Origin of the sequence: Pseudomonas sp. NPDC086566 (assembly GCF_050280885.1) — a bacterium.
Lineage (GTDB): Bacteria > Pseudomonadota > Gammaproteobacteria > Pseudomonadales > Pseudomonadaceae > Aquipseudomonas > Aquipseudomonas vlassakiae.
Window position 1 is genome coordinate 299839 of sequence record NZ_JBNNWD010000006.1, and the last position, 21646, is coordinate 321484.

General features: G+C 61.2%; 22 protein-coding genes. 9 read left to right on the top strand and 13 right to left on the bottom strand.

What is annotated here, in order from left to right; genetic code table 11:
- Positions 1-52: 52 nt before the first annotated feature.
- Both ACQKPS_RS16245 and ACQKPS_RS16250 read right to left on the bottom strand, forming a co-directional pair.
- Positions 53-1402 (bottom strand): tryptophan--tRNA ligase, encoded by a 1350-nt coding sequence (locus ACQKPS_RS16245; RefSeq protein WP_254481339.1) that lies wholly within the window; start codon positions 1400-1402, stop codon positions 53-55.
- Between the two features lie 25 nt (positions 1403-1427).
- A complete protein-coding gene (locus ACQKPS_RS16250) occupies positions 1428-2063 on the bottom strand; it encodes an alpha/beta hydrolase (protein ID WP_254481340.1) in 636 nt (211 codons plus the stop codon).
- Between the two features lie 135 nt (positions 2064-2198).
- Between ACQKPS_RS16250 and ACQKPS_RS16255 the strand changes: the two genes are divergently transcribed.
- Positions 2199-2636: a YhcB family protein gene (locus ACQKPS_RS16255; RefSeq protein ID WP_186601252.1), complete on the top strand. Its 438-nt coding sequence runs from the start codon at positions 2199-2201 to the stop codon at positions 2634-2636.
- A 99-nt stretch (positions 2637-2735) separates the two neighbouring features.
- On the opposite strand, the gene ACQKPS_RS16260 is transcribed toward ACQKPS_RS16255, so the two are convergent.
- Positions 2736-3932, bottom strand: a complete 1197-nt coding sequence (locus tag ACQKPS_RS16260) for a methionine gamma-lyase (protein ID WP_427604862.1) — start codon at positions 3930-3932, stop codon at positions 2736-2738.
- Positions 3933-4059: 127 nt separating this feature from the next.
- Between ACQKPS_RS16260 and ACQKPS_RS16265 the strand changes: the two genes are divergently transcribed.
- From ACQKPS_RS16265 to ACQKPS_RS16285, 5 genes are all read left to right on the top strand, one after another.
- The gene (locus ACQKPS_RS16265) at positions 4060-4539 is read left to right on the top strand and encodes an Lrp/AsnC family transcriptional regulator (RefSeq protein WP_313201632.1); all 480 of its coding nucleotides are present in this window, start codon (positions 4060-4062) and stop codon (positions 4537-4539) included.
- Positions 4540-4653: 114 nt separating this feature from the next.
- Positions 4654-6972, top strand: coding sequence for an S-type pyocin domain-containing protein (locus ACQKPS_RS16270; protein WP_427604865.1), 2319 nt, complete (start codon positions 4654-4656; stop codon positions 6970-6972).
- Positions 6969-7232, top strand: a complete 264-nt coding sequence (locus ACQKPS_RS16275) for a bacteriocin immunity protein (protein WP_313201630.1) — start codon at positions 6969-6971, stop codon at positions 7230-7232. The genes ACQKPS_RS16270 and ACQKPS_RS16275 overlap by 4 nt, the downstream gene beginning before the upstream one ends.
- A 121-nt stretch (positions 7233-7353) precedes the next feature.
- The gene (locus tag ACQKPS_RS16280; protein ID WP_427604867.1) at positions 7354-7710 is read left to right on the top strand and encodes an S-type pyocin; all 357 of its coding nucleotides are present in this window, start codon (positions 7354-7356) and stop codon (positions 7708-7710) included.
- A complete protein-coding gene (locus tag ACQKPS_RS16285; RefSeq protein ID WP_254481343.1) occupies positions 7704-7970 on the top strand; it encodes a bacteriocin immunity protein in 267 nt (88 codons plus the stop codon). The genes ACQKPS_RS16280 and ACQKPS_RS16285 overlap by 7 nt, the downstream gene beginning before the upstream one ends.
- 459 nt (positions 7971-8429) lie before the next feature.
- On the opposite strand, the gene cysN is transcribed toward ACQKPS_RS16285, so the two are convergent.
- The 3 genes from cysN to ACQKPS_RS16300 all read right to left on the bottom strand — a co-directional run bounded on the left by cysN (position 8430) and on the right by ACQKPS_RS16300 (position 12255).
- Complete coding sequence (cysN, locus tag ACQKPS_RS16290; protein WP_427604869.1) at positions 8430-10331, bottom strand: sulfate adenylyltransferase subunit CysN; 1902 nt, start codon at positions 10329-10331, stop codon at positions 8430-8432.
- A gap of 16 nt (positions 10332-10347) precedes the next feature.
- Complete coding sequence (cysD, locus tag ACQKPS_RS16295) at positions 10348-11265, bottom strand: sulfate adenylyltransferase subunit CysD (protein ID WP_283724765.1); 918 nt, start codon at positions 11263-11265, stop codon at positions 10348-10350.
- Positions 11266-11496: 231 nt separating this feature from the next.
- Positions 11497-12255 carry a Nif3-like dinuclear metal center hexameric protein gene (locus ACQKPS_RS16300; RefSeq protein WP_254481345.1) on the bottom strand — a complete coding sequence of 253 codons (759 nt, stop codon included), beginning with the start codon at positions 12253-12255 and terminating at the stop codon, positions 11497-11499.
- Positions 12256-12423: 168 nt separating this feature from the next.
- On the opposite strand from ACQKPS_RS16300, the gene algW reads away from it, so the two are divergent.
- Positions 12424-13584 (top strand): Do family serine endopeptidase AlgW, encoded by a 1161-nt coding sequence (gene algW, locus ACQKPS_RS16305; RefSeq protein ID WP_254481347.1) that lies wholly within the window; start codon positions 12424-12426, stop codon positions 13582-13584.
- A 44-nt stretch (positions 13585-13628) separates the two neighbouring features.
- Here the strand turns inward: algW and ACQKPS_RS16310 are convergent, their stop codons facing one another.
- From ACQKPS_RS16310 to ACQKPS_RS16325, 4 genes are all read right to left on the bottom strand, one after another.
- Positions 13629-14393, bottom strand: a complete 765-nt coding sequence (locus ACQKPS_RS16310; protein ID WP_027918029.1) for an amino acid ABC transporter ATP-binding protein — start codon at positions 14391-14393, stop codon at positions 13629-13631.
- Between the two features lie 10 nt (positions 14394-14403).
- Entirely contained in the window at positions 14404-15501 is a 1098-nt protein-coding gene (locus ACQKPS_RS16315; protein WP_254481348.1) for an amino acid ABC transporter permease, read from the bottom strand.
- Between the two features lie 10 nt (positions 15502-15511).
- Positions 15512-16690 carry an amino acid ABC transporter permease gene (locus tag ACQKPS_RS16320; protein WP_254481350.1) on the bottom strand — a complete coding sequence of 393 codons (1179 nt, stop codon included), beginning with the start codon at positions 16688-16690 and terminating at the stop codon, positions 15512-15514.
- Positions 16691-16757: 67 nt separating this feature from the next.
- Complete coding sequence (locus ACQKPS_RS16325; protein WP_054884657.1) at positions 16758-17786, bottom strand: amino acid ABC transporter substrate-binding protein; 1029 nt, start codon at positions 17784-17786, stop codon at positions 16758-16760.
- A gap of 331 nt (positions 17787-18117) precedes the next feature.
- On the opposite strand from ACQKPS_RS16325, the gene ACQKPS_RS16330 reads away from it, so the two are divergent.
- Both ACQKPS_RS16330 and rhlB read left to right on the top strand, forming a co-directional pair.
- On the top strand, positions 18118-18774 hold the full coding sequence (locus ACQKPS_RS16330; protein ID WP_254481352.1) for an alpha/beta hydrolase: 657 nt from the start codon (positions 18118-18120) through the stop codon (positions 18772-18774).
- Between the two features lie 100 nt (positions 18775-18874).
- Positions 18875-20338 (top strand): ATP-dependent RNA helicase RhlB, encoded by a 1464-nt coding sequence (gene rhlB / locus ACQKPS_RS16335; protein ID WP_254481354.1) that lies wholly within the window; start codon positions 18875-18877, stop codon positions 20336-20338.
- A gap of 67 nt (positions 20339-20405) precedes the next feature.
- Here rhlB and moaE read toward each other — a convergent pair whose 3' ends face one another.
- From moaE to moaC, 3 genes are read right to left on the bottom strand one after another with little or no spacing between them, the layout of a single operon-like run.
- The gene (moaE, locus tag ACQKPS_RS16340) at positions 20406-20852 is read right to left on the bottom strand and encodes a molybdopterin synthase catalytic subunit MoaE (protein ID WP_254481356.1); all 447 of its coding nucleotides are present in this window, start codon (positions 20850-20852) and stop codon (positions 20406-20408) included.
- 2 nt (positions 20853-20854) lie between these two features.
- Positions 20855-21100 carry a molybdopterin converting factor subunit 1 gene (gene moaD, locus ACQKPS_RS16345; RefSeq protein WP_283724770.1) on the bottom strand — a complete coding sequence of 82 codons (246 nt, stop codon included), beginning with the start codon at positions 21098-21100 and terminating at the stop codon, positions 20855-20857.
- A complete protein-coding gene (moaC, locus tag ACQKPS_RS16350; RefSeq protein WP_427604875.1) occupies positions 21100-21570 on the bottom strand; it encodes a cyclic pyranopterin monophosphate synthase MoaC in 471 nt (156 codons plus the stop codon). The genes moaD and moaC overlap by 1 nt, the downstream gene beginning before the upstream one ends.
- Between the last annotated feature and the right edge of the window lie 76 nt (positions 21571-21646).

A 21646-nucleotide genomic window follows, 5' to 3' on the forward strand; every position in this document is an offset into this window, starting at 1 on the left:
TCACTGTAGCGACAGGCCCGCTTAATGGCAATCAGACTTGCGGCGAAATGCCTCAGTCTTGTTGCGGCTGAAGCGCTCCACGCAGGCTTTCGATCGCCGAATCACGGGCTTCGGCAGTATCGAACTGCGGCCCGTCGGCAACCTGCTCGTCGTTCAGCCACAGGCTGAAGCCCAGGCCGTCAACGCGCACGTCGGCGTCGCCACCCTGCTGCAGCTGCTTGCTCACGGCACCAGCGCTCTTGCCATCGGCGAAGCTGCGCGACAGCAGCAGTTGTTCGCCATCGGCGGCCAGCAGGCGGAAGCGGAAGCTGCCGTCTTCATCACGGAAGCTGACGAAGCGCGCGCTCTTGGCGGCTTTTTTCTTCACTTCGGTGCTGGCCTGCACGCTGCTGCGGAACGAGCGCAGGCCCACGGCCTCGCGCAGCTGCTCGAGGAACGGGGTGGCGATCTTGCGGGCCTTGGCGGCGCCGGCAAGAAGGATGTCCTCCAGGTCTGCCGGACGCGAAATCAGCTGGTGGTAGTGCTCGCGCTTCTCGGCCAACTGACCGTCGAGCAACTGGAACAGGCGTTGCTTCGCTTCGCCCCAGCCCAGGCCCTGCAGCAGCTCTTCGCGGAACTCGGCGCACTGCGACGGCGTCGAGAAGGCCTGGAACAGGGTGAACAGGTGCGAATTGTCCGGATCCTTGGCTTCGCCAGGTGCCCGCGAGTCGGTGACAATGCGCGAGATGGCGTCTTTCATGTCCTTGGCGCTGGTGAACAACGGGATGGTGTTGTCGTAGCTCTTGGACATCTTGCGACCGTCCAGGCCCGGCAGGGTCGCCACGCTCTCCTCGATCACCGCTTCCGGCAGGGCGAAGAAGTCGTTGCCCTGGCCGAACAGGTGGTTGAAGCGCTGGCCGATGTCGCGGGCCATTTCCACGTGCTGGATCTGGTCACGGCCGACCGGCACCTTGTTGGCGTTGAACATCAGGATGTCCGCAGCCATCAGCACCGGGTAGCTGTACAGCCCCATGGTCACGCCGGCATCAGGGTCTTCGCCGGCTTCCAGGTTCTTGTCCACCGAGGCCTTGTAGGCGTGGGCGCGGTTGAGCAGGCCCTTGGCGGCGACGCAGGTCAGCAGCCACGTCAGCTCGGGGATCTCTGGGATGTCGGACTGACGGTAGAAGGTCACCTTGGCCGGGTCCAGGCCACCGGCCAGCCAGGTCGCGGCGATTTCCAGGCGCGAGCGCTGGATGCGCAGCGGGTCGTCGCACTTGATCAGGGCGTGATAGTCGGCCAGGAAGTAGAACGAGTCGACACCCGGCTGCTGGCTGGCGACGATCGCCGGGCGAATGGCGCCGGCGTAGTTGCCCAGGTGCGGGGTGCCGGTGGTGGTGATACCGGTGAGGATGCGCGTGGTCATGGGTGTTCGCTTATTCAGGCTTGGCTCAGTTCGAAAGGCGCGGCAGCAGCAGATCCTTCAGATCGGTCAGCTTGCCATGGAAGAAGTGTCCGCATTCTGCCACTTTCAGCAGCTCATGGGGGCGCCCCAGTGTGTCGGACCATTCGTAAACCAGCTGCGGATCGACGACTTCGTCGGCATCAGGCTGCACCACGGCGATCGGGCAGCGCTGCGGCAGCGGGAAGTCGGCGGTCAGGCGCATTACCGCCGGGGCGATCATGAACAGCTGCTGCAGCGCCACGCCTTGAGCCTCCAGGCGCCCGGCCAGGCTGGTGGCGACGAAGCCGCCAAACGAGAAGCCCATCAGCACCAGCGGCAGCCCGGGGTGCTGCGCGCGCAGCCACGCGGCGGCGGCCTCGGCATCGGCCACCTCGCCGGCACCCATGTCATGGCTGCCGGCGCTCTGGCCGACACCGCGGTAGTTGAAGCGCAGGGTCACGTAGCCGGCGTCGCGGGCGGTGCGCTGCAGGGTCGAGACCACCTTGTTGAGCATGGTGCCGCCCTGGACCGGGTTGGGGTGGCAGATCAACACCGCACCGCGGGCATCGGCCACGTCCAGGTACAAGGCTTCCAGCTGGCCCATCGGGCCATCGATGAACAAGGGGGTTTCGCGGACAAGCAAGGCACTACTCCGTGACCTCGAAGGGGGTCGATTCGTCTAGGTGAGGAATTCTGTTCTGATTTGCGATCGCTCGCGGTATACAGCGCAGGTCTGAGCCGTTAACGTAAAGCAAAGCCGTTTATAGAGGAAGGACTCGTGGAACTCTCGCTCCTTGTTTGGTTGTTGCCAACCCTGGCCCTGGTCATCGGTGTGGCGGTCGGTTTCATCGTGGCCCGCCTGTTGCCCAATGCGGCACCCAGCAGCACCCAGCGTCAGCTGGATGATATTCAGAAACGCTTCGACACTTACCAGCATGAGGTGGTCACCCACTTCAACAGCACTGCCGTGCTGGTCAAGCGGCTGACCCAGAGCTACCAGGATGTACAGGATCACCTGGCAGAGGGCGCCAACGCCCTGGCCCTCGACGAAGTGACCCGTCAACGCCTGCTGGCTGCACTGCACTCGGAAGGCACTCAGGTTCCACGCGATCGACTGACCCCACCAAAAGACACCGCCGAAGTGCCACGTGATTACGCGCCCAAAACGCCGAACTCGCCGGGCATGCTCGACGAGAGCTACGGGCTCAAGCGCTGAACCGCTGAAATGAAAAAGGCCTCGCATGAGGCCTTTTTTGTGCGCCAGGTTCACGGGCCTCTTCGCGGGCGCGCCCGCGAAGAGGCCCGTACAGGCAATCTAGCGGCAAGCCTTCAAGGCCTGCTCGACATCCGCCAGCAGATCCTCCACATCCTCCAACCCCACCGACAACCGCACCAGCCCCTCGGAAATCCCGTGATGCGCCCGCTCTTCGGGCATATAGCTGGAATGAGTCATGCTCGCTGGATGCTGCGCCAGCGATTCGGCATCGCCCAGGCTCACCGCCCGGGCAAACAGTTGCAGCGCATTCATGAAGCGCCGCCCGGCGTGGATCCCACCCTTGAGCTCGAAAGCGATCATCCCGCCCGGCAAGCGCATCTGCCGCTGCGCCAGTTCGTATTGGGCGAAGGATGCCAGCCCTGGATACTGGATCAGCTCCACCTGCGGCTGACGTGCGAGAAATTCGGCGACCTGCTGGGCATTCGCGCAGTGACGCTCCATGCGCAACGCGAGCGTCTTGAGGCCGCGCATCAACAGTGAGGCATCGTGCGGTGACAACACTGCCCCCGTCATGTCCTTGAGGCCTTCCAGGCGAATCCGGTCCACCAGCCCCTTGCGCCCGATCACCAACCCGGCCGTGATGTCACCGTGGCCGCTTAGGTACTTGGTCGCCGAATGCACCACCAGATCAGCGCCCAGTTCCAATGGCCGTTGCAGGTAGGGCGTGCAATAGGTGTTGTCGACCACGACATGCAGGTCATGCCCCCGCACCGCTTCGGCCACCGCCGCGATATCCACCAGCTGCATGTTCGGGTTGGCCGGGGTTTCGAAGTAGATCATCCGGGTTTTAGCGGTGATCGCAGCTTTCAGTGCCATGGCGTCATTGAGGTCGACATGCCGCACCTTCACGCCGAACTCGCCGATGCCGTGATGCAGGTAGGCGAAGGTACAGCCATACACCGTGCGCCCGACAATCAACTCGTCTCCGGGACGCAGCAGAGTCCAGAGCGTAGAAGTGATGGCCCCCATGCCCGAGGCCAGCGCCAGGCCCGCCTCGCCCCCTTCCAGTGATGCCATGCGCTGCTCCAGCAAGGCCAGGGTCGGGTTGGAGATACGGCTGTAGAAATGCCCGCCCTCCTCCCCGGCAAAGCACGCCGCGCCGTATTCGACATTGGGGAAGGCATAGGTTGCAGTCTGGTAAACCGGAGGCACCAGGGCGCCGCCGTGGGAAAGCGGGTCGTAGCCATGGTGGATGGCGCGGGTGGAAAAACCGGTGTTGTTATGGGAGTCGCGCATGGCAACAGCCTCTGGTGGTTTGTTATAAGCTTATGCCACCGAGCTGCCTGAATTTTTCCAAAATAGCCCACAAGTTCGCGACTGTTTTGGAATGAAAACAACAAATACAACACCAGGAGGGCAAATCATGCCTTCAAGCCTCGACCGCACCGACCGCGCCCTGCTTGCCGCGCTGCAGGACAACGCCCGTCTGACCATTTCCGAACTTGCCGACCAGGTCGCACTGACTACCTCGCCGTGCTGGCGGCGGGTCAAGTTACTGGAAGACAACGGCTATATCACCGGTTACCAGGCCATCTTGTCACCCAAGTCACTGGGGTTTGGGGTGACAGCGTTTGTCAGCGTCATGATGGATTCGCATACCAAGGACATGGCCTTGGCGTTCGAGCAGCGGCTGATGGAGATTCCCGAGATCGTTGCTTGCCACAACATTTCTGGACGGTATGACTTTCTGCTGGAGATTCTGGCGAGGGATCTGGAGTCGTTTGGGGAATTTACCCGGGAGGTACTGCAGCGGTTGCCGGGGGTGAAGGAGATTTATTCGAGTTTTTCCTATAAGGCGGTTAAGGAAAAACGCATTATTCCGGTTGCTGAAAAACACATCTAAAACAGATCTTTCCTCTCAGTACGAATCCTCCTACTGATTGACGAGCAGCGCCTGACATACAGGAAAAACTGCCTGGAGCACGCTTTGCCATGTAGCGACCAGGAGGATGACTACATGGCTCAAAATGAAACTGTCAAATTTGGTGAACCCTTCCGTGATTCCCGCGGTACGCTGAATCTGAATGAGGGCGTCTTGACGCGCGCGCAAGCCCCGGATCGAGTGTCCCTCAGCCCGTTGCCCCCGTTGTCCGGGACCGGCTATGGCGGCTGGGGGCTTGATGCAGGGCGGCCTCGAGGTACTGGAGGGCCTAGCCCTTTCGCCCGGGAAAAAGGCTGGCGAACGGTTTTCGGCGAGGAGTTTACTGCCGTCAACAATATCCACGCCGAACAATATGCACCCGCTCTTGAGCAACTTCCTGCGCAAATCAGCGCTGAACGCGCCGCCATCGAACAACAGGCAATCGCGGGAGCTGCGGGTCAGCCTGTCCAGCATCTGGGGCTACGCCAACAACTGACCACGACGAGCTTGCAGCAAAGGCGCGCTGAATATCTTCAAATCGCCCCCGTGGCAACCAGCTTCTACGGTGCCATTCCTTTTTATAAACGCTACGACTCCTTCGCAACCCGGTTGAATGACGATGGCGCATTCCCGATAGGCACCTCTGGCGAGGCATGGGGCCGACAGGTCTGGGAGACTTTCAACGCCTCTGTCGATGCCGCCTATCGCTTGCACATCGCAGCGCAGAAGTTTCAGGCGTTGGCGGTGGACCTGCCTGAAATGGCTCGCCAGGTCGACGAGGCAGAGATTGCGCAGCCTGCTGTCGACCTCCCCAAAGCCATCGAACGGCGGTATGGGCAAATTCTTCATGAACAGCAGATCTGCTTCGACTGCCTGCCCAGCTTCCTGCAGCAGCAAGTGGCTCAGTCCACCCCAACCCAGGAAACCGATACCCTCATCCAGCGCTTTTCGGCCTATGTAAACACTGCCAATGCGATGATCACAGCGAAGCAAGCTGAAATACCCGCTTTCAGTGACTCCAACCCGAACATCGTCGGGCCACTTTCCAAGCCTCAAACCGAGGCACTGCAAGACCTCGTCGACGAACAGGCCACCCGCCGGGCCGGCGTACTTTGGGCAGATTATCACCGGGCACTGGCGCTCACAGAGTCCATTCGCTATTTGCAGCAATTCAGCGCGTCCATGGCGAACCTCACCCAGCGAGCGATGGAAATGGAACAACTGCAGGCAAGGATTGCAGCCGAACATGCAGCTGCCGAGGAGGCTGCACGTCAGCAAACAGAAGCTGAACGGATAGCTGCTGAAGAAGCGGCACGGCGCCAAGCCGAGGCAGCACGCCAACGCATCAGTTACATCAACGACACCCACTCCGCTGCCTCTGCGACAACCGTCATTCCGATCGGGTTGGCGACCTTTGCTGCGGATGTCGCGTCGGTTGCTATTCGAGAAGCAATCATCGCAGCAGTAAGTCGATTGGCTGCCACAACGGCCCCCTTGGCTGTAGCCATACTTTCGGCAGCCTGGCCTGCAACGCTGGGTAATTCGGAAAGGCGGTACCTGATCAGCACTCCTCTTTCCAGCCTTTCTCCGCCAGGCGGGCCTGACCTGGCCGCCCTAGCCCTTTCAACAGCCAGCGTGGACGTGCCTTATTTACTTGCTGGTAGTGAAGACGCAAACGACATCAGCTTGTACGTGGTTCCTGGCAGCAAGGCAGTGCCGGTTAGGGCCGCAACATTTGATGCTGAACGGCAGGTATACAGCCTCGCACTGGAAAACCCACAGCGCATCCTGACCTGGACACCCGCCAGCCCGCCCGGAGGTGGTGAAGGTAGCTCCACTAGCCTGCCACCCGCTCCGCCGGGCACGATTGTTTATACCGGCAGCAGCCTCAACCCTGTTAGCAACCCAACGGAAAGCTATCCTGCACTGGATCTTCTCGATCAGGAACGGCTGATCATCACCTTCCCGATCGACTCGGGATTGCCGCCTATTCTGGTGGTGTTCAAGAGTCCGAGGTATGAGCCAGGTATCGTTACAGGAGTCGGCGCACAAGTAACGGGACTCTGGCTTGGCGAGGCAGCACGCGGAGAAGGCGCCCCGATACCGGCACATATTGCTGATCAGCTTAGAGGTAATGAATTTCGGAGTTACGATGCTTTTCGAGAAAAACTCTGGAAAATCGTAGCAAATGACCCCGAACTCTCAAGGCAGTTTTCCAAACAAAACATTATTCGCATGCGGGAAAATGGGCACGCTCCAAGAGCAAGAAACCTCGACGTTTATGGAAAAAAGAAGAGTTTTGAGCTGCATCATGTAGTGCCAATCAGCGAAGGCGGCGAGGTGTATGACATCGACAATTTAAGGGTTGTCACGCCAGCGGCTCATCATAAGATTCATTATGGAGACAAGTTATGAGCATCAAGCCCAACTACAGCGATTATACAGAGTTGGAGTTCATTGAGTTTTTAGAGGAAATCTATCGCGCCAATGCCGAGGAGCCCGATGAGATACTAGATCCATTGCTGGAGCACTTTTCTGCAGTTACCGAGCACCCTAGCGGTACAGACCTGATTTACTGGCCTGAAAATGATGAGCAGGGTGAGCTTGAAGCGGTTCTCAGCATTATCAAAGCGTGGCGTGCAGCTAACGGAAAACCTGGATTCAAGGAAAACTGAGCGTACACCCCGCTCCGGCGGGGTGCCTTCCTTTGGAGTGAGAACCCTCCTACAAATTTTTCAAAAAGAACCTGCGTCCAATGTAGCACGGTGAATATTTCCATCCTAAACATGCACAGCCATGATCTCGATATCACTTCAAGAGAGAAACACGGACGTGGCATTTCCACTCCCCGGGCACATCGCAAACAAACTTGCTGAACAAACCTTCAACGACTTCGACGATTTCTCCCAAGCCTTCTGGCTGGCAATCGCCGAAGACCCGATCTACTCCCAACAATTCGTTACCTCGCAACTCAACCGCATCAAGCAAGGCTGGCCACCCCGGGCGCCTTTCGGTGAAACCGCAAAAGGCGTGCGCAACTACGAGATCTGCCACATCGACCCACCCGCCTTTGGCGGTGCGACGTACGACGCCGAGAACATGCGGATCATGAGCGCCCTGCAGTATGCGCTGTCATCGGAGGTGAAATGGTGATCAGCCCAAAACACTCCCTTGCCGACTACACCTGCGCCGAATTCAAGACGGTGGTTGAGGAATTGCTACAGGCGTCTGGAACCTCCATCTGGCAGGATCGCTTGCTCGAACACTTTATCGACATGGCCGGACATCCGGATGGCTCTGACCTCCTCTACTACCCGGCAAACGAACTGGAGGGCTGCGCCGTGGGGGTGATCGCACGGATTATCGCCTGGCGAAAGTCAAAGGGACTTGCCCTGTTCAAGGACATGCAATGAATAAGTCTGTATGGGTGTTGATGCTGTTTCTCACAGGTTGTGTAGACGGAAAATTCTTTCTATTACCTGATCAGCAGAACCAGAAACTTGCTACCAAGTGCCTGTCTTGAGTTGTTTGGTGGTGCGCGAATCGAGCGCCGCCCGCGCGGCGCATCGCGGATAAATCCGCTCCTACATATGTTTCGGGCCAATCCCTCCTGTGAAGTCTCCATTGTCCGCCCTGTTTGTACCCTTCGATATTGAGGTGTGCGCAACGCCTTACCATCGGTATTCAGACATGCACCAAGGCGTTCCCTGTTGGCGGCACAGGAGTTATTGGCCCGAAACATATGTAGGAGCGGATTTATCCGCGATGCGCCGCGCGGGCGGCGCTCGATTTCACAGGCGCTGAAAAGGCCAAGGCAGGCACCCACAAACAAAAAACCCCGCCGAAGCGGGGTTTTCCACAAGCATCAACGCTTAGATCGCACCACGCTGCCGCAGCACATCCAGCACCTGCTTCACACCTTCCTCAACGCTGGTGCTCTGGGTATCGATCACCAGGTCAGCGTCCAGTGGCACATCGTACGGGAAGCTTTCGCCCGGGATGTTGTCGCCACCGGCTGCGTACAGGCCCTGCGGGTCACGCTCACGGCAGGCCAGCGGCGAGGCCTGAACGTAAACGGTCACCAGGCGATCCTTGCCGATCAGCGCCTTGGCCTGTTCACGGCCTTCGGCATCCGGGGCGACGAACGCCGCCAGGGTCAGCAGGCCGGCTTCGTTGAACTGGCGCGCCACATGGGCGGCGCGGCGCCAGTTCTCGGTGCGGCCGGCGCGGTCCTGTGGCAGGCCCTTGTTCAGGTCGTGGCGCAGGTTCTGGCCATCGAGCACGTATACCGCACGGCCCATGTCGAACAGCTTGCGCTCGACGGCATAGGCCAGGGTGCTCTTGCCAGCACCGGAAAGGCCGCTGAACAACACGGTGGCGGGCTGCTGGCCGAAACGCAGGGCGCGCTCTTCGGTGGCTACGTGAGCGAGCTTGCCATGCTGGCCAGCACCGCCGTGCGGCAGGACCGGAGGCGCGATGATCATGCCGGCACCGACGGTGCCGTTGGTCAGGCGATCGATGACGATGAACGCACCAGTGGTGCGGTTGCTGTCGTAACCGTCCAGGGCGATCGCGGCGTCCAGGGCGACCTTGACGCGGCCGATTTCATTCAACTGCAGCGCGCTGGCAGCGCCCTGCTCCAGGGTGTTCACATCGACCTTGTGAGTGATGCTGGCAATCGAGCCCGGCACATAGCTGGTGGCGCGCTTGATGTCGTATTTCTTGCCCGGGAGCATCGGCTCCTCGGCCATCCACACCAGCATCGCGTCGAACTGGTCGGTGACTGGCGGTACGTTGTCGGCGTGTACCAGCAGGTCGCCACGGGAGATGTCGATCTCGTCTTCCATGGTCAGGGTCACGGCCTGGCCCGGGCCGGCGTTTTCCAGTTCACCTTCGTAGGTGACGATGGACTTGACCCGGCTGCTCTTGCCCGACGGCAGCACGACCACTTCGTCACCCTTGTGCACCACGCCGCTGGCGATGGTGCCGGCGAAGCCGCGGAAGTTCAGGTTCGGGCGGTTGACGTACTGCACCGGGAAGCGCAGGTCGGTGAAGTTGCGATCGGCCGACACTTCGACGGTTTCGAGGATTTCCATCAAGGTCGGGCCGGCATACCAAGGCGATTGCTCGCTGTGGTTGACCACGTTGTCGCCCTTGAGCGCCGACATCGGCACGAAGTGCAGGCTGCTTGGCTTCAGGTTGATGGCATCGGCGAACTTCAGGTAGTCGGCCTTGATCGACTCGAACACGCCTTCGTCGAAGCCCTTGAGGTCCATCTTGTTGACCGCGACCACAATGTGCTTGATGCCCAGCAACGAGGCGATGTAGCTGTGGCGACGGGTTTGGGTCTGCACGCCGTAGCGGGCATCGACCAGGATGATCGCCAGGTCGCAGGTGGACGCGCCGGTGGCCATGTTGCGGGTGTACTGCTCATGGCCCGGGGTGTCGGCGATGATGAACTTGCGCTTGGCGGTCGAGAAGTAGCGATAGGCGACATCGATGGTGATGCCCTGCTCGCGCTCGGCCTGCAAGCCGTCGACCAGCAGCGCCAGGTCGACTTCTTCGCCGGTGGTGCCGACTTTCTTCGAATCACGGGTGATGGCCTCGAGGTGGTCCTCGTAGATCATCTTCGAGTCGTGCAGCAGGCGCCCGATCAGGGTGCTCTTGCCGTCATCCACGTTACCGCAGGTGAGGAAACGCAGCAGTTCTTTGCGCTCGTGCTGAGCCAGATAAGCGAGGATGTCTTCGCTGATCAAATCGGATTGGTGCGACATGGAGTGACCCTGAAAATTAGAAGTAGCCCTGACGTTTCTTGTCTTCCATGGAACCGGCGCCATCGTGGTCGATGACCCGGCCCTGGCGCTCGGAAGTGCGCGTCAGGAGCATTTCCTGAATGATGTCGGTAAGCGTCTCGGCTTGCGACTCGACAGCGCCCGTCAGCGGGTAGCAGCCAAGGGTACGGAAACGCACCTTCTTCTTGACGATGCGCGCCTTTTCTTCCTCGGAAAGGTGCTCGAGGATGCGGTCGTCGTCGATCATGATCAGGGTGCCGTTCTTTTCGATGACTTCACGCTCGGCGGCGAAGTACAGCGGCACGATCGGGATGCCTTCGAGGTAGATGTACTGCCAGATGTCCAGCTCGGTCCAGTTCGACAGCGGGAAGACGCGGATCGATTCGCCCTTGTTGACCTTGCCGTTGTAGACGTTCCACAGTTCCGGGCGCTGGTTCTTCGGGTCCCAGCGGTGCTTGCTGTCACGGAACGAGTACACGCGTTCCTTGGCCCGCGACTTCTCTTCGTCGCGGCGCGCGCCACCGAAGGCGGCGTCGAAACCATGCTTGTCCAGCGCCTGCTTGAGGCCCTGGGTCTTCATGATATCGGTGTGCTTGGAGCTGCCATGGGTGAACGGGTTGATGCCCTGCGCCACACCCTCAGGGTTGACGTGGGTGATCAGCTCCAGGCCCATCTCCTCGACCATCTTGTCGCGGAAGCGGTACATTTCCTGGAATTTCCACTGGGTGTCGACGTGCATCACCGGGAACGGCAGCTTGCCCGGGAAGAAGGCCTTGCGCGCCAGGTGCAGCATCACGGCGGAATCCTTGCCGATCGAGTACAGCATCACCGGGTTGTCGAACTCGGCGGCCACCTCGCGGATGATGTGGATGCTTTCCGCCTCCAGCTGTTTCAAGTGCGTCAGTTTGTCGACCATGGCTACTCACGAAAAACGATCTTATGGACGGCCTGCGGGCCGTGTTCGAGCGAGCCACTTTATCACAGCGGCTGCTTCTATTTAGGAGGCGGGCTAGATCGAAAAAGTCTAACGATATGACTGGGGGTTTGGGGCTGGCAGGCCCGGCCCTTCGCGGGTAAACCCGCTCCTACAGGGACCGCGTCGCCTTGGAGGTTGACGCCGAACCTGTGGAAGCCGGCGACACCGATGTCAGATCGGATTCGGGCAATCGATGAACAGGTGCTCGAGGGCAAAGCGCCGCGCCAGGTAGTCACCCAGGGCTTGCACCCCGTAGCGCTCGGTAGCATGGTGCCCGGCAGCAATGAAGCTGACGCCATTCTCCCGGGCGCTGTGATAGGTCTGCTCGGACGCCTCGCCCGTGAGGTACAGGTCGACTCCCGCAGCAATCGCCGTGTCGATGTAGCCCTGCCCGCCCCCGGTGCACCAGCCCACCCTGCGGATCATCGCGTCGCCTTCCACCAGCAATGGCTCACGCCCGAGCACTTCCTGCACCCGACGGGCAAAATCGCGCGCGGTCATCGGTTCCACCAGCGAACCGACCAGCCCGACCACCTTGGGGTTTTCCGGGTCCAGCGGGCCTTCGACAGTGATGTCCAGTTGCCGCGCCAGCTGCACGTTGTTGCCGACTTCAGGGTGCACATCCAGCGGCAGGTGAAACGCCAGCAGGCTGATGTCGTGCTTGAGCAAGGTCTTCAGCCGGCGCTGTCGGATCCCGGTAACGCACGGGTTCTCGCCCTTCCAGAAGTAACCATGGTGCACCAGGATCAGGTCAGCCTCGGCTTCGACCGCGGCATCCAGCAAGGCCTGGCTGGCGGTGACGCCGCTGACGATGCGGCTGACCTGCGGCCGGCCCTCCACTTGCAGGCCATTGGGGCAATAGTCCTGGATCTTCGCGCTGCCCAGGTAGCGTTCGGCTTCCTCGACCAAGGTGTTGAGAGCGACGGCCATGAAAATCTCCTCGAAATCTGCGCTTTTCACGGGCGCAACGCCTGCAGAACGCCCGTATAATGCGGGCCATTATGGGCCGTCGCCGGCATCGGGGGAACCGGTGTATGATCGCGCGCGCTCATGCCCCACTGCGCGGCCACCGGCCCCCGCTCTTTCCAGGACTCGTTCATGTTCAAGGCGTTGCGTTACTTTGGCTGGCCCCTGCTTACCGGTATTCTGATCGCCGTACTGATCATCCAGCGCTACCCGGAATGGGTCGGCCTGCCCAGCCAGGACGTCAACCTGCAGCAAGCCCCGCAAACCACGCGGATCATGCAGGGCCCGGTGTCCTACGCCGACGCCGTGAGCCTCGCCGCCCCGGCCGTGGTCAACCTGTACACCACCAAGGTGGTGAACAAGACCGCGCACCCGCTGTTCGAAGACCCGCAGTTCCGCCGCTTCTTCGGCGACAACCTGCCCAAGCAGCGCCGCTGGGAGTCGAGCCTGGGCTCGGCGGTGATCATGAGTCCCGAGGGCTACTTGCTCACCAACAACCACGTCACCAGCGGCGCCGACCAGATCGTAGTGGCCCTGAAAGACGGCCGTGAAACCCTGGCGCGGGTGATCGGCAGCGACCCGGAAACCGACCTGGCGGTGCTGAAGATCGACCTGAAAAACTTGCCAGCCATTACCATCGGCCGCTCCGACACCATCCACATCGGTGATGTGGTGCTGGCCATCGGCAACCCGTTCGGCGTTGGCCAGACCGTGACCATGGGCATCATCAGTGCTACCGGCCGCAACCAGCTGGGCCTGAACAACTACGAAGATTTCATCCAGACCGACGCGGCAATCAACCCGGGCAACTCCGGCGGAGCGCTGGTCGACGCCAATGGCAACCTGGTCGGCATCAACACCGCGATTTTCTCCAAGTCCGGCGGTTCCCAGGGCATCGGCTTCGCCATTCCGATCAAGCTGGCACTGGAGGTGATGAAGTCGATCGTCGAGCATGGCCAGGTGATCCGTGGCTGGCTGGGCATCGAAGTGCAGCCGTTGAGCCAGGAGCTGGCTGAGTCGTTCGGCATGCAGGGGCGCCCGGGCATCGTGGTGGCCGGTATCTTCCGCGACGGCCCGGCGCAGAAGGCCGGGCTGCAGCTGGGCGATGTGATCCTGAGCATCAACGGCGAACCGGCCGGTGACGGGCGCAAGTCGATGAACCAGGTGGCGCGGATCAAGCCGACCGAGAAGATCACCATCGAGGTGATGCGCAATGGTCAGCAGCTCAAACTGATTGCCGAGGTGGGGCTGCGACCGCCACCGGCGCCGAGCCCGGCAAAGGAAGAGAACTAAGAAAAGGGGCCGCATGCGCGGCCCCTTTTTCATCACTGCGTGTCTCAGTGCAGGATCTGGCTGAGGAACAGTTTGGTCCGGTCACTGCGCGGGCGGTCGAAGAAGTCATCCGGCGCCGCCTGCTCGACGATTTCCCCTTTGTCCATGAAGATCACCCGGTTCGCCACGGTGCGGGCAAAGCCCATTTCGTGGGTCACACAAAGCATGGTCATGCCGTCCTCGGCCAGGCCAACCATGGTGTCGAGCACCTCCTTGACCATTTCCGGGTCCAGCGCCGAGGTCGGCTCGTCGAACAGCATGATCTTCGGCTTCATGCACAGCGCCCGGGCAATCGCCACACGCTGCTGCTGGCCACCCGAGAGCTGCCCCGGGAACTTGTGCGCCTGCTCCGGAATACGCACCCGCTCAAGGTAGTGCATGGCGATTTCCTCGGCCTTGCGCCGTGGCATCTTGCGCACCCACATCGGCGCCAAGGTGCAGTTTTCCAGAATGCTCAGGTGCGGGAACAGGTTGAAGTGCTGGAACACCATGCCTACCTCGCGGCGGATCGCTTCGATCTGCTTGAGGTCGTTGGTCAGTTCCACACCATCGACCACGATGCGGCCCTGCTGGTGTTCTTCCAGGCGGTTGAGGCAGCGGATGGTGGTCGACTTGCCCGAGCCGGATGGCCCGCACAGGACGATGCGCTCGCCCTGGCGCACGTTCAGGTTGATGTCCTTGAGCACATGGAACTGGCCGTACCACTTGTTCACGCCCTGCATCTGGATGATGCCTTCGGGGCCGGCAGGCTGCTTGATCGCTTCACTCATTTCGAAACTCCTAACGCTTGTGGCCAGTGTCCAGCTTGCGCTCCAGGTGCATGGAGTAGCGGGACATACCGAAACAGAAAATCCAGAACACCAGGGCGGCAAACACGTAGCCCTCGGTGGCCATGCCCAGCCAGGCCGGGTCGGCGGCGGCTTGCTTGACGCTGTTGAGCAAGTCGAACAGGCCGATGATGATCACCAGGCTGGTGTCCTTGAACAGGGCGATGAAGGTGTTGACGATGCCGGGGATCACCAGCTTGAGTGCCTGCGGCAGAATCACCAGGCCCATCGAGCGCCAGTAGCCCAGGCCCATGGCAGCGGCGGCTTCGTACTGGCCCTTGGGGATAGCCTGCAGGCCACCGCGGACCACCTCGGCGACATAGGCCGACTGGAACAGGATCACTCCGATCATCGCCCTCAGCAGCTTGTCGAAGCTCATGCCTTCCGGCAGGAACAAAGGCAGCATCACCGACGACATGAACAGCACGGTGATCAGCGGCACGCCACGCCAGAACTCGATGAAGGTCACGCAGACCACCTTCACCGCCGGCATCCGCGAGCGCCGGCCAAGGGCGAGCAGGATGCCCAGTGGCAAGGCGCCGACGATCCCCACGGTGGCAATCACCAGGGTTAGCATCAGGCCGCCCCACTGGCTGGTGGCGACATTGCTCAGGCCCAGCACGCCGCCATGCAGCAAGGTGTAGGCGATGATCGGATACAGCACCAGAAAGCCCAGGCCGTAGAAGGCCTTGCGCGGGAAGCGCTTGATGAACAGCGGTGCCGCACCGAGCACGGCCAGCCATACGGTGAGGTCGACACGCCAGCGCAGCTCGACCGGGTAATAGCCGTACATGAACTGGCCGAAGCGTTGCTGTACGAACACCCAGCAGGCACCTTCCTTGGTGCAGTCGGCGCGGGTGGTGCCGACCCAGTTGGCGTCGATGAACGCCCATTGCACCAGCGGTGGCACGATCAGCCACACCAGGTACACGGCGAATAAAGTCAGCAGGGTGTTGAGCCAGCTGGAGAACAGGTTTGCACGCATCCATGCGAGCACGCCGACGGTTTTCACCGGTGGCGGCATGTCGGGTTTGAAAACATGAGCATTCACGGGCGTATCCTCACCGCTCGATCAGCGCGATGCGCTTGTTGTACCAGTTCATCAGCAGCGAAATGCTGATGCTGATGGCGAGATAGACACTCATGGTGATGGCGATCACCTCGATGGCCTGGCCGGTCTGGTTGAGCACGGTACCGGCGAACAGCGAAACCATCTCCGGGTAGCCGATGCCGGCTGCCAGCGACGAGTTCTTCGCCAGGTTCAGGTATTGGCTGGTCAGCGGCGGAATGATCACCCGCAGTGCCTGGGGGATGATCACCTTGCGCAGGGTCGGGCCGTCGCGCAGGCCAAGCGAGTGGGCCGCTTCGGTCTGGCCGTGGCTCACCGAGCGAATGCCCGAACGCACGATCTCGGCGATGAAGGCCGCCGTGTAGATGGTCAGCGCCAGGGTCAGCGCCAGCAGTTCGGGGATCAACACCCAGCCACCGACGAAGTTGAAGCCCTTGAGCTGCGGCACCTCCCAATGCACCGGGCTGCCGAACAGCAGCGCGCAGGCACCTGGAATGACGATGAGCAGCGCCAGCCCCACCCAGAACTTGTGGAACGGCTCGCCGGTTGCGTCGAAGCGCCGGTTGGCATAACGCACCATCAGCACGATTGCCACCAGTGCCAGCACCAGGGCCACCACGAACGGCCAGAAGCCATCAGCCATCGAGGCGCCGGGCATGTTCAGGCCCCGGTTGCTGATGAAGAAGGCATCGTTGATGTTGATGCTGCCCCTTGGCCCCGGCAGGGTCAGGAACACCGCGAAGTACCAGAACAGGATCTGCAGCAGCGGCGGAATGTTGCGGAAAGTTTCCACATAAACGGTCGCCAGCTTGTTGATCATCCAGTTCGGCGACAGCCGCGCCACGCCGATGATGAAGCCAAGGACGGTCGCCAGGATCACGCCGATGAACGTCACCAGCAAGGTATTGAGCAAGCCGATGACGAACACCCGCGCATAGCTGTCGGACTCCACATAGGGAATCAGGTGCTGGGCGATGCCGAAGCCAGCGCTACGTTCGAGGAAGTCGAAGCCCGAGGTGATACCCCGGTGTTGCAGGTTGGTTTGTGTATTGTGAAACAGGTACCAGCCCAGGCCCACCACGAAAGCGATCGTGAGGACCTGGAACAGCCACGCGCGCACTCGTGGATCACTCAGGGTCAAGCCCTTCCGTGCGCCGATATGATTTTGCATGAAGTGCCCCGGACATTAGGGATTCGAACAGCCCGCGGCGGCAACACGCCGCCGCAGGGTGCAACCATCAGCGCACGGGTGGCGCGTACTGGATGCCGCCGTTGTTCCACAGAGCGTTCAGGCCACGGTCGATCTCCAGCGGTGTGCTCTTGCCCAGGTTCTTCTCGAACACTTCGCCGTAGTTGCCGACCTGCTTGACGATCTGCACCACCCAGTCCTTAGGCAGTTTCAGGTCTTTGCCATATTCACCGTCCGCCCCCAGCAGACGGGCGACGTCCGGGTTCTTGGTGGACTTGGCCTCGGCCTCGACGTTCTTCGAGGTGATGCCGGCCTCTTCAGCGTTGAGCATGGCGAACAGGGTCCACTTGACGATGCTGAACCAGTCTTCATCGCCTTTGCGCACTACCGGGCCCAGGGGCTCCTTGGAGATGGTTTCCGGCAGCACTACGTAATCTTTAGGCGATGCCAGCTTGGAGCGCTGGGCGAACAGCTGCGACTTGTCCGAGGTCAGCACGTCGCAACGGCCGGATTCCAGCGACTTGGCACTTTCGTCGGAAGTGTCGAAGGTGATCGGGGTGTACTTCAGGCCGTTGGCGCGGAAGTAGTCCGAAACGTTCAGTTCGGTGGTGGTACCGGCCTGGATGCAGATGGTCGCACCGTCGAGCTCCTTGGCGCTGGAAACGCCGAGCTTCTTGTTGACCAGGAAGCCGACGCCGTCATAGTAGGTGACGCCGGCAAACACCAGGCCCATGCCGGCATCGCGCGAGCTGGTCCAGGTGGTGTTGCGCGACAGCACATCGACTTCGCCCGACTGCAGCGCGGTGAAGCGTTCCTTGGCGTTGAGCTGGCTGAACTTGACCTTGGTCGCGTCGCCGAACACGGCGGCGGCCACGGCACGGCAGACATCGGCGTCGATACCGACGATCTTGCCCTGCGTATCAGGTACCGAGAAGCCTGGAAGACCGTCGCTCACGCCACACTGGACGAAGCCCTTCTTCTTTACCGCATCGAGGGTGGCGCCGGCCTGGGCGGTGCTCACGGCGCCCAGTGCAGCGGCAGCGGTCAGGACTGCCAGGGTGGTTTTCAACATCTTCATTCACAACCTCCAAATCGCTCTTGTTGTACGAGCCGGAATTGCACCGCACCCTTATGAGGCGCATCCGACCCTTGTTGGCTTGTTATTGGGTCAATTGGCGCAATGGGCTGTTCTGTGACAGCCTTCGCGTGCAAAGGGTGTTACCGTCACGGCCTGCCCTTTGCATCGAATGGAGAATTGCAAAGCGCGTACCAGATTTGCTGGCTGTAGCGTTTAAGCGATCGTCAAGTAGGAAAAGTTGTGTCGTTGCGACATTAACTTTCTGTCAGATAATTCCTACGCCTTCTTTTCATGCACCTTTTAATCAGGCATGCACACTTTCGGAGCAGTCATGACCAATCCGCTGATTCTCGAACCTCAGAAAACCGCTGACGCCTGTGTGATCTGGTTGCACGGTTTGGGTGCCGACCGTTACGACTTCCTACCTGTGGCCGAATTCATGCAGGAACGGCTGACCAGCACACGCTTCGTCATGCCCCAGGCACCGACCCGCCCAGTGACGATCAACGGCGGCTACGCCATGCCCAGCTGGTACGACATCAAGGCCATGACCCCGGCCCGTGCCATCGACGAAGCACAGCTGGAAGCGTCAGCCGAGCAGGTCATTGGTTTGATCAAGGCCGAGCAGGCCAAGGGCATCAACCTGTCGCGGATCTTCCTCGCCGGTTTCTCCCAAGGTGGCGCGGTGGTGCTGCACACTGCCTATATAAAGTGGCAGGAAGCGCTGGGCGGAGTGATCGCCCTGTCAACCTACGCCCCGACCTTCACCGACAGCCACCAGCTGAGCGCTTGTCAGCAACGCACCCCGGCCCTCTGCCTGCATGGCGTGCACGACCCGGTGGTGATTCCGTCCATGGGCCGCACCGCGTTCGAATACCTCAATACCTGGGGTGTTGCCGCGCGCTGGCACGAATACCCAATGGAGCACGAGGTGGTGGTCGAAGAACTGAGCGATATCCACGACTGGCTGAGCAAGCAATTGCAATAAGCTCCGGCATTTGTAGTTGTGGGAGTTTTCCGCTACGCCGCGCCCAAATCTTGCTTTACACTGCCCGGCGTACATTCCTTAACCAGTTGATGAGACGATCGTGCTCAAGGCACTCAAGAAAATATTCGGCAAAGGAGACGCTGCGGCACAGCCCGCCGCTCCTGCTGCCAGCGTGACGCCGACGGCGCCCGCCCCCACTGCCGAGGCCCGGCCCGCGCCGAAACCGGCCGCGCCCCGCGCCAAGCCCGCCGCCAAGGCAGAAGCCCCCAGCCACACGGCAGCGCCTGCCGACAGGCCGGCCAAGGACAAACCACGCCGCGAACGCAAGCCAAAGCCGCAGGCGAGCCTGTGGAAGCCGGAAGACTTCGTGGTCGAGCCGCAGGAGGGCAAGACCCGCTTCCACGATTTCAAGCTCTCCAACGAGCTGATGCACGCCATCCACGATCTCGGTTTCCCCTACTGCACGCCGATCCAGGCGCAGGTACTGGGCTACACCCTGGCCGGCCAGGACGCCATCGGCCGCGCCCAGACCGGTACCGGCAAGACTGCGGCATTCCTGATTTCGATCATTTCCCAGCTGCAGCAGACGCCGCCGCCCAAAGAGCGCTACATGGGCGAACCGCGCGCGCTGATCATCGCGCCAACCCGCGAGCTGGTGGTGCAGATCGCCAAGGATGCCGTCGCCCTGACCAAGTACACCGGCCTGAACGTGATGAGCTTCGTCGGCGGCATGGACTTCGACAAGCAGCTCAAGGCGCTGGAAGCCCGTCATTGCGACATTCTGGTGGCGACCCCGGGCCGCCTGCTGGACTTCAACCAGCGCGGCGAGGTGCACCTGGACATGGTCGAGGTGATGGTACTTGATGAAGCCGACCGCATGCTCGACATGGGTTTCATCCCCCAGGTGCGGCAGATCATCCGCCAGACCCCGCCGAAGAGCGAACGCCAGACCCTGCTGTTCTCCGCCACCTTCACCGACGACGTGATGAACCTGGCCAAGCAGTGGACCACCAACCCGGCGATCGTCGAGATCGAGCCGGAAAACGTCGCCAGCGAAACGGTCGAGCAACACGTTTACGCGGTGGCCGGCAGCGACAAGTACAAGCTGCTGTACAACCTGGTGACCCAGAACAACTGGGAACGGGTGATGGTGTTTGCCAACCGCAAGGACGAGGTACGGCGCATCGAGGAAAAACTCGTGCGCGACGGTATCAACGCCGCGCAGTTGTCCGGTGACGTACCGCAGCACAAGCGCATTCGCACTTTGGAGAACTTCCGCGAAGGCCGCATCACCGTGCTGGTGGCCACTGATGTGGCCGGACGCGGGATCCACATCGACGGCATCAGCCACGTGATCAACTTTACCCTGCCGGAAGACCCGGACGACTATGTGCACCGCATTGGCCGTACCGGCCGCGCGGGCACCAGCGGCGTGTCGATCAGCTTTGCCGGTGAGGATGATTCCTACCAGCTACCGGCGATCGAAGAGCTGCTGGGGCGCAAGATCAAGTGCGAGATGCCGCCAGATGAGCTGCTCAAACCGGTGCCTCGCAAGCATCACTGATCGGCGCTGGAATCTTCGCGGGTAATCCCGCGAAGCGGGACAACGCCCCGGCCGCCAAACGGAAGGTTTACCAGCGTCCAGCGGCATCCTGGTCACTCTGCTTGCCTTCCACCCACCTCGGCCCTTCCTGGGTATTTTCCTTCTTCCAGAACGGCGCCCGGGTCTTCAGGTAGTCCATCATGAAATTGCAGGCGTCGAATGCCGCCTGCCGATGGGCACTGGCCACGCCGACAAAGACGATCGGCTCACCCGGCTCCAGCGCACCGATGCGGTGCAGCACCTCGACCTTGAGCAACGGCCAGCGCTGCTCGGCCTCGACCACGATCTTGGTCAAAGCCTTCTCGGTCATGCCCGGGTAATGTTCGAGGAACATCCCCGCCACTTCCCGGCCATCGTTGAAATCGCGGACATAGCCGACGAAACCGACCACGGCACCAACGCCGACATTGGCCGCATGCATGGCATTGACCTCGGCCCCCGGGTCGAACGCCCCGTGTTGCACTCGCACTGCCATGTTCAGCCTCCGGTCACCGGTGGGAAGAACGCCACTTCATCACCCTCTTCCAGCGGCTCGTCGAGCTTGCACAGCTCTTCGTTGCGCGCACTCATGAGGTTCTGTTCGGCCAGCACCGCATACTGCCCGCCCTTGGCCACCAGAGCCTGGCGCACATCGTCAACCACCTTGAACTCGCCTTCCAGGCGCTCGGCATCGACGCCCAGCATTTCACGATAGCGGGCGAAGTACATCACCTTGACCTTCATCACGCCTCCACCTTGTAGTGCCCACTCTTGCCGCCGACCTTTTCCAGCAGGCGCACCTGTTCGATGACCATGCCCTTGTCCACCGCCTTGCACATGTCGTAGATCGTCAGCGCAGCGACGCTGGCGGCAGTCAGCGCCTCCATCTCGACGCCGGTCTGGCCGGCCAGCTTGCAGCGGGTGACGATGCGCACCGCGTCCTGGCCTTCGGCGCTCAGTTCGACCTTGACGCTGGTCAGCATCAGCGGGTGGCACAGCGGGATGAGGTCACTGGTCTTTTTTGCCGCCTGAATGCCGGCAATGCGCGCCACGGCGAACACATCGCCCTTGGGATGCTCGCCGTCGACGATCATCTGCAAGGTCTGCGGCAACATGCGCACCCGCGCCTCGGCCACGGCCTCGCGCTCGGTCACGGCCTTTTCAGTGACGTCGACCATGTTGGCGCGCCCCTGGGAATCAAGATGAGTCAGCACTGCTCTGCTCCTGTGAAGGGAACGGAGAGTGTAAACCCGTGGGTCAGGTTTGCGCAGCGGAAAAAAGCCGGGCGGC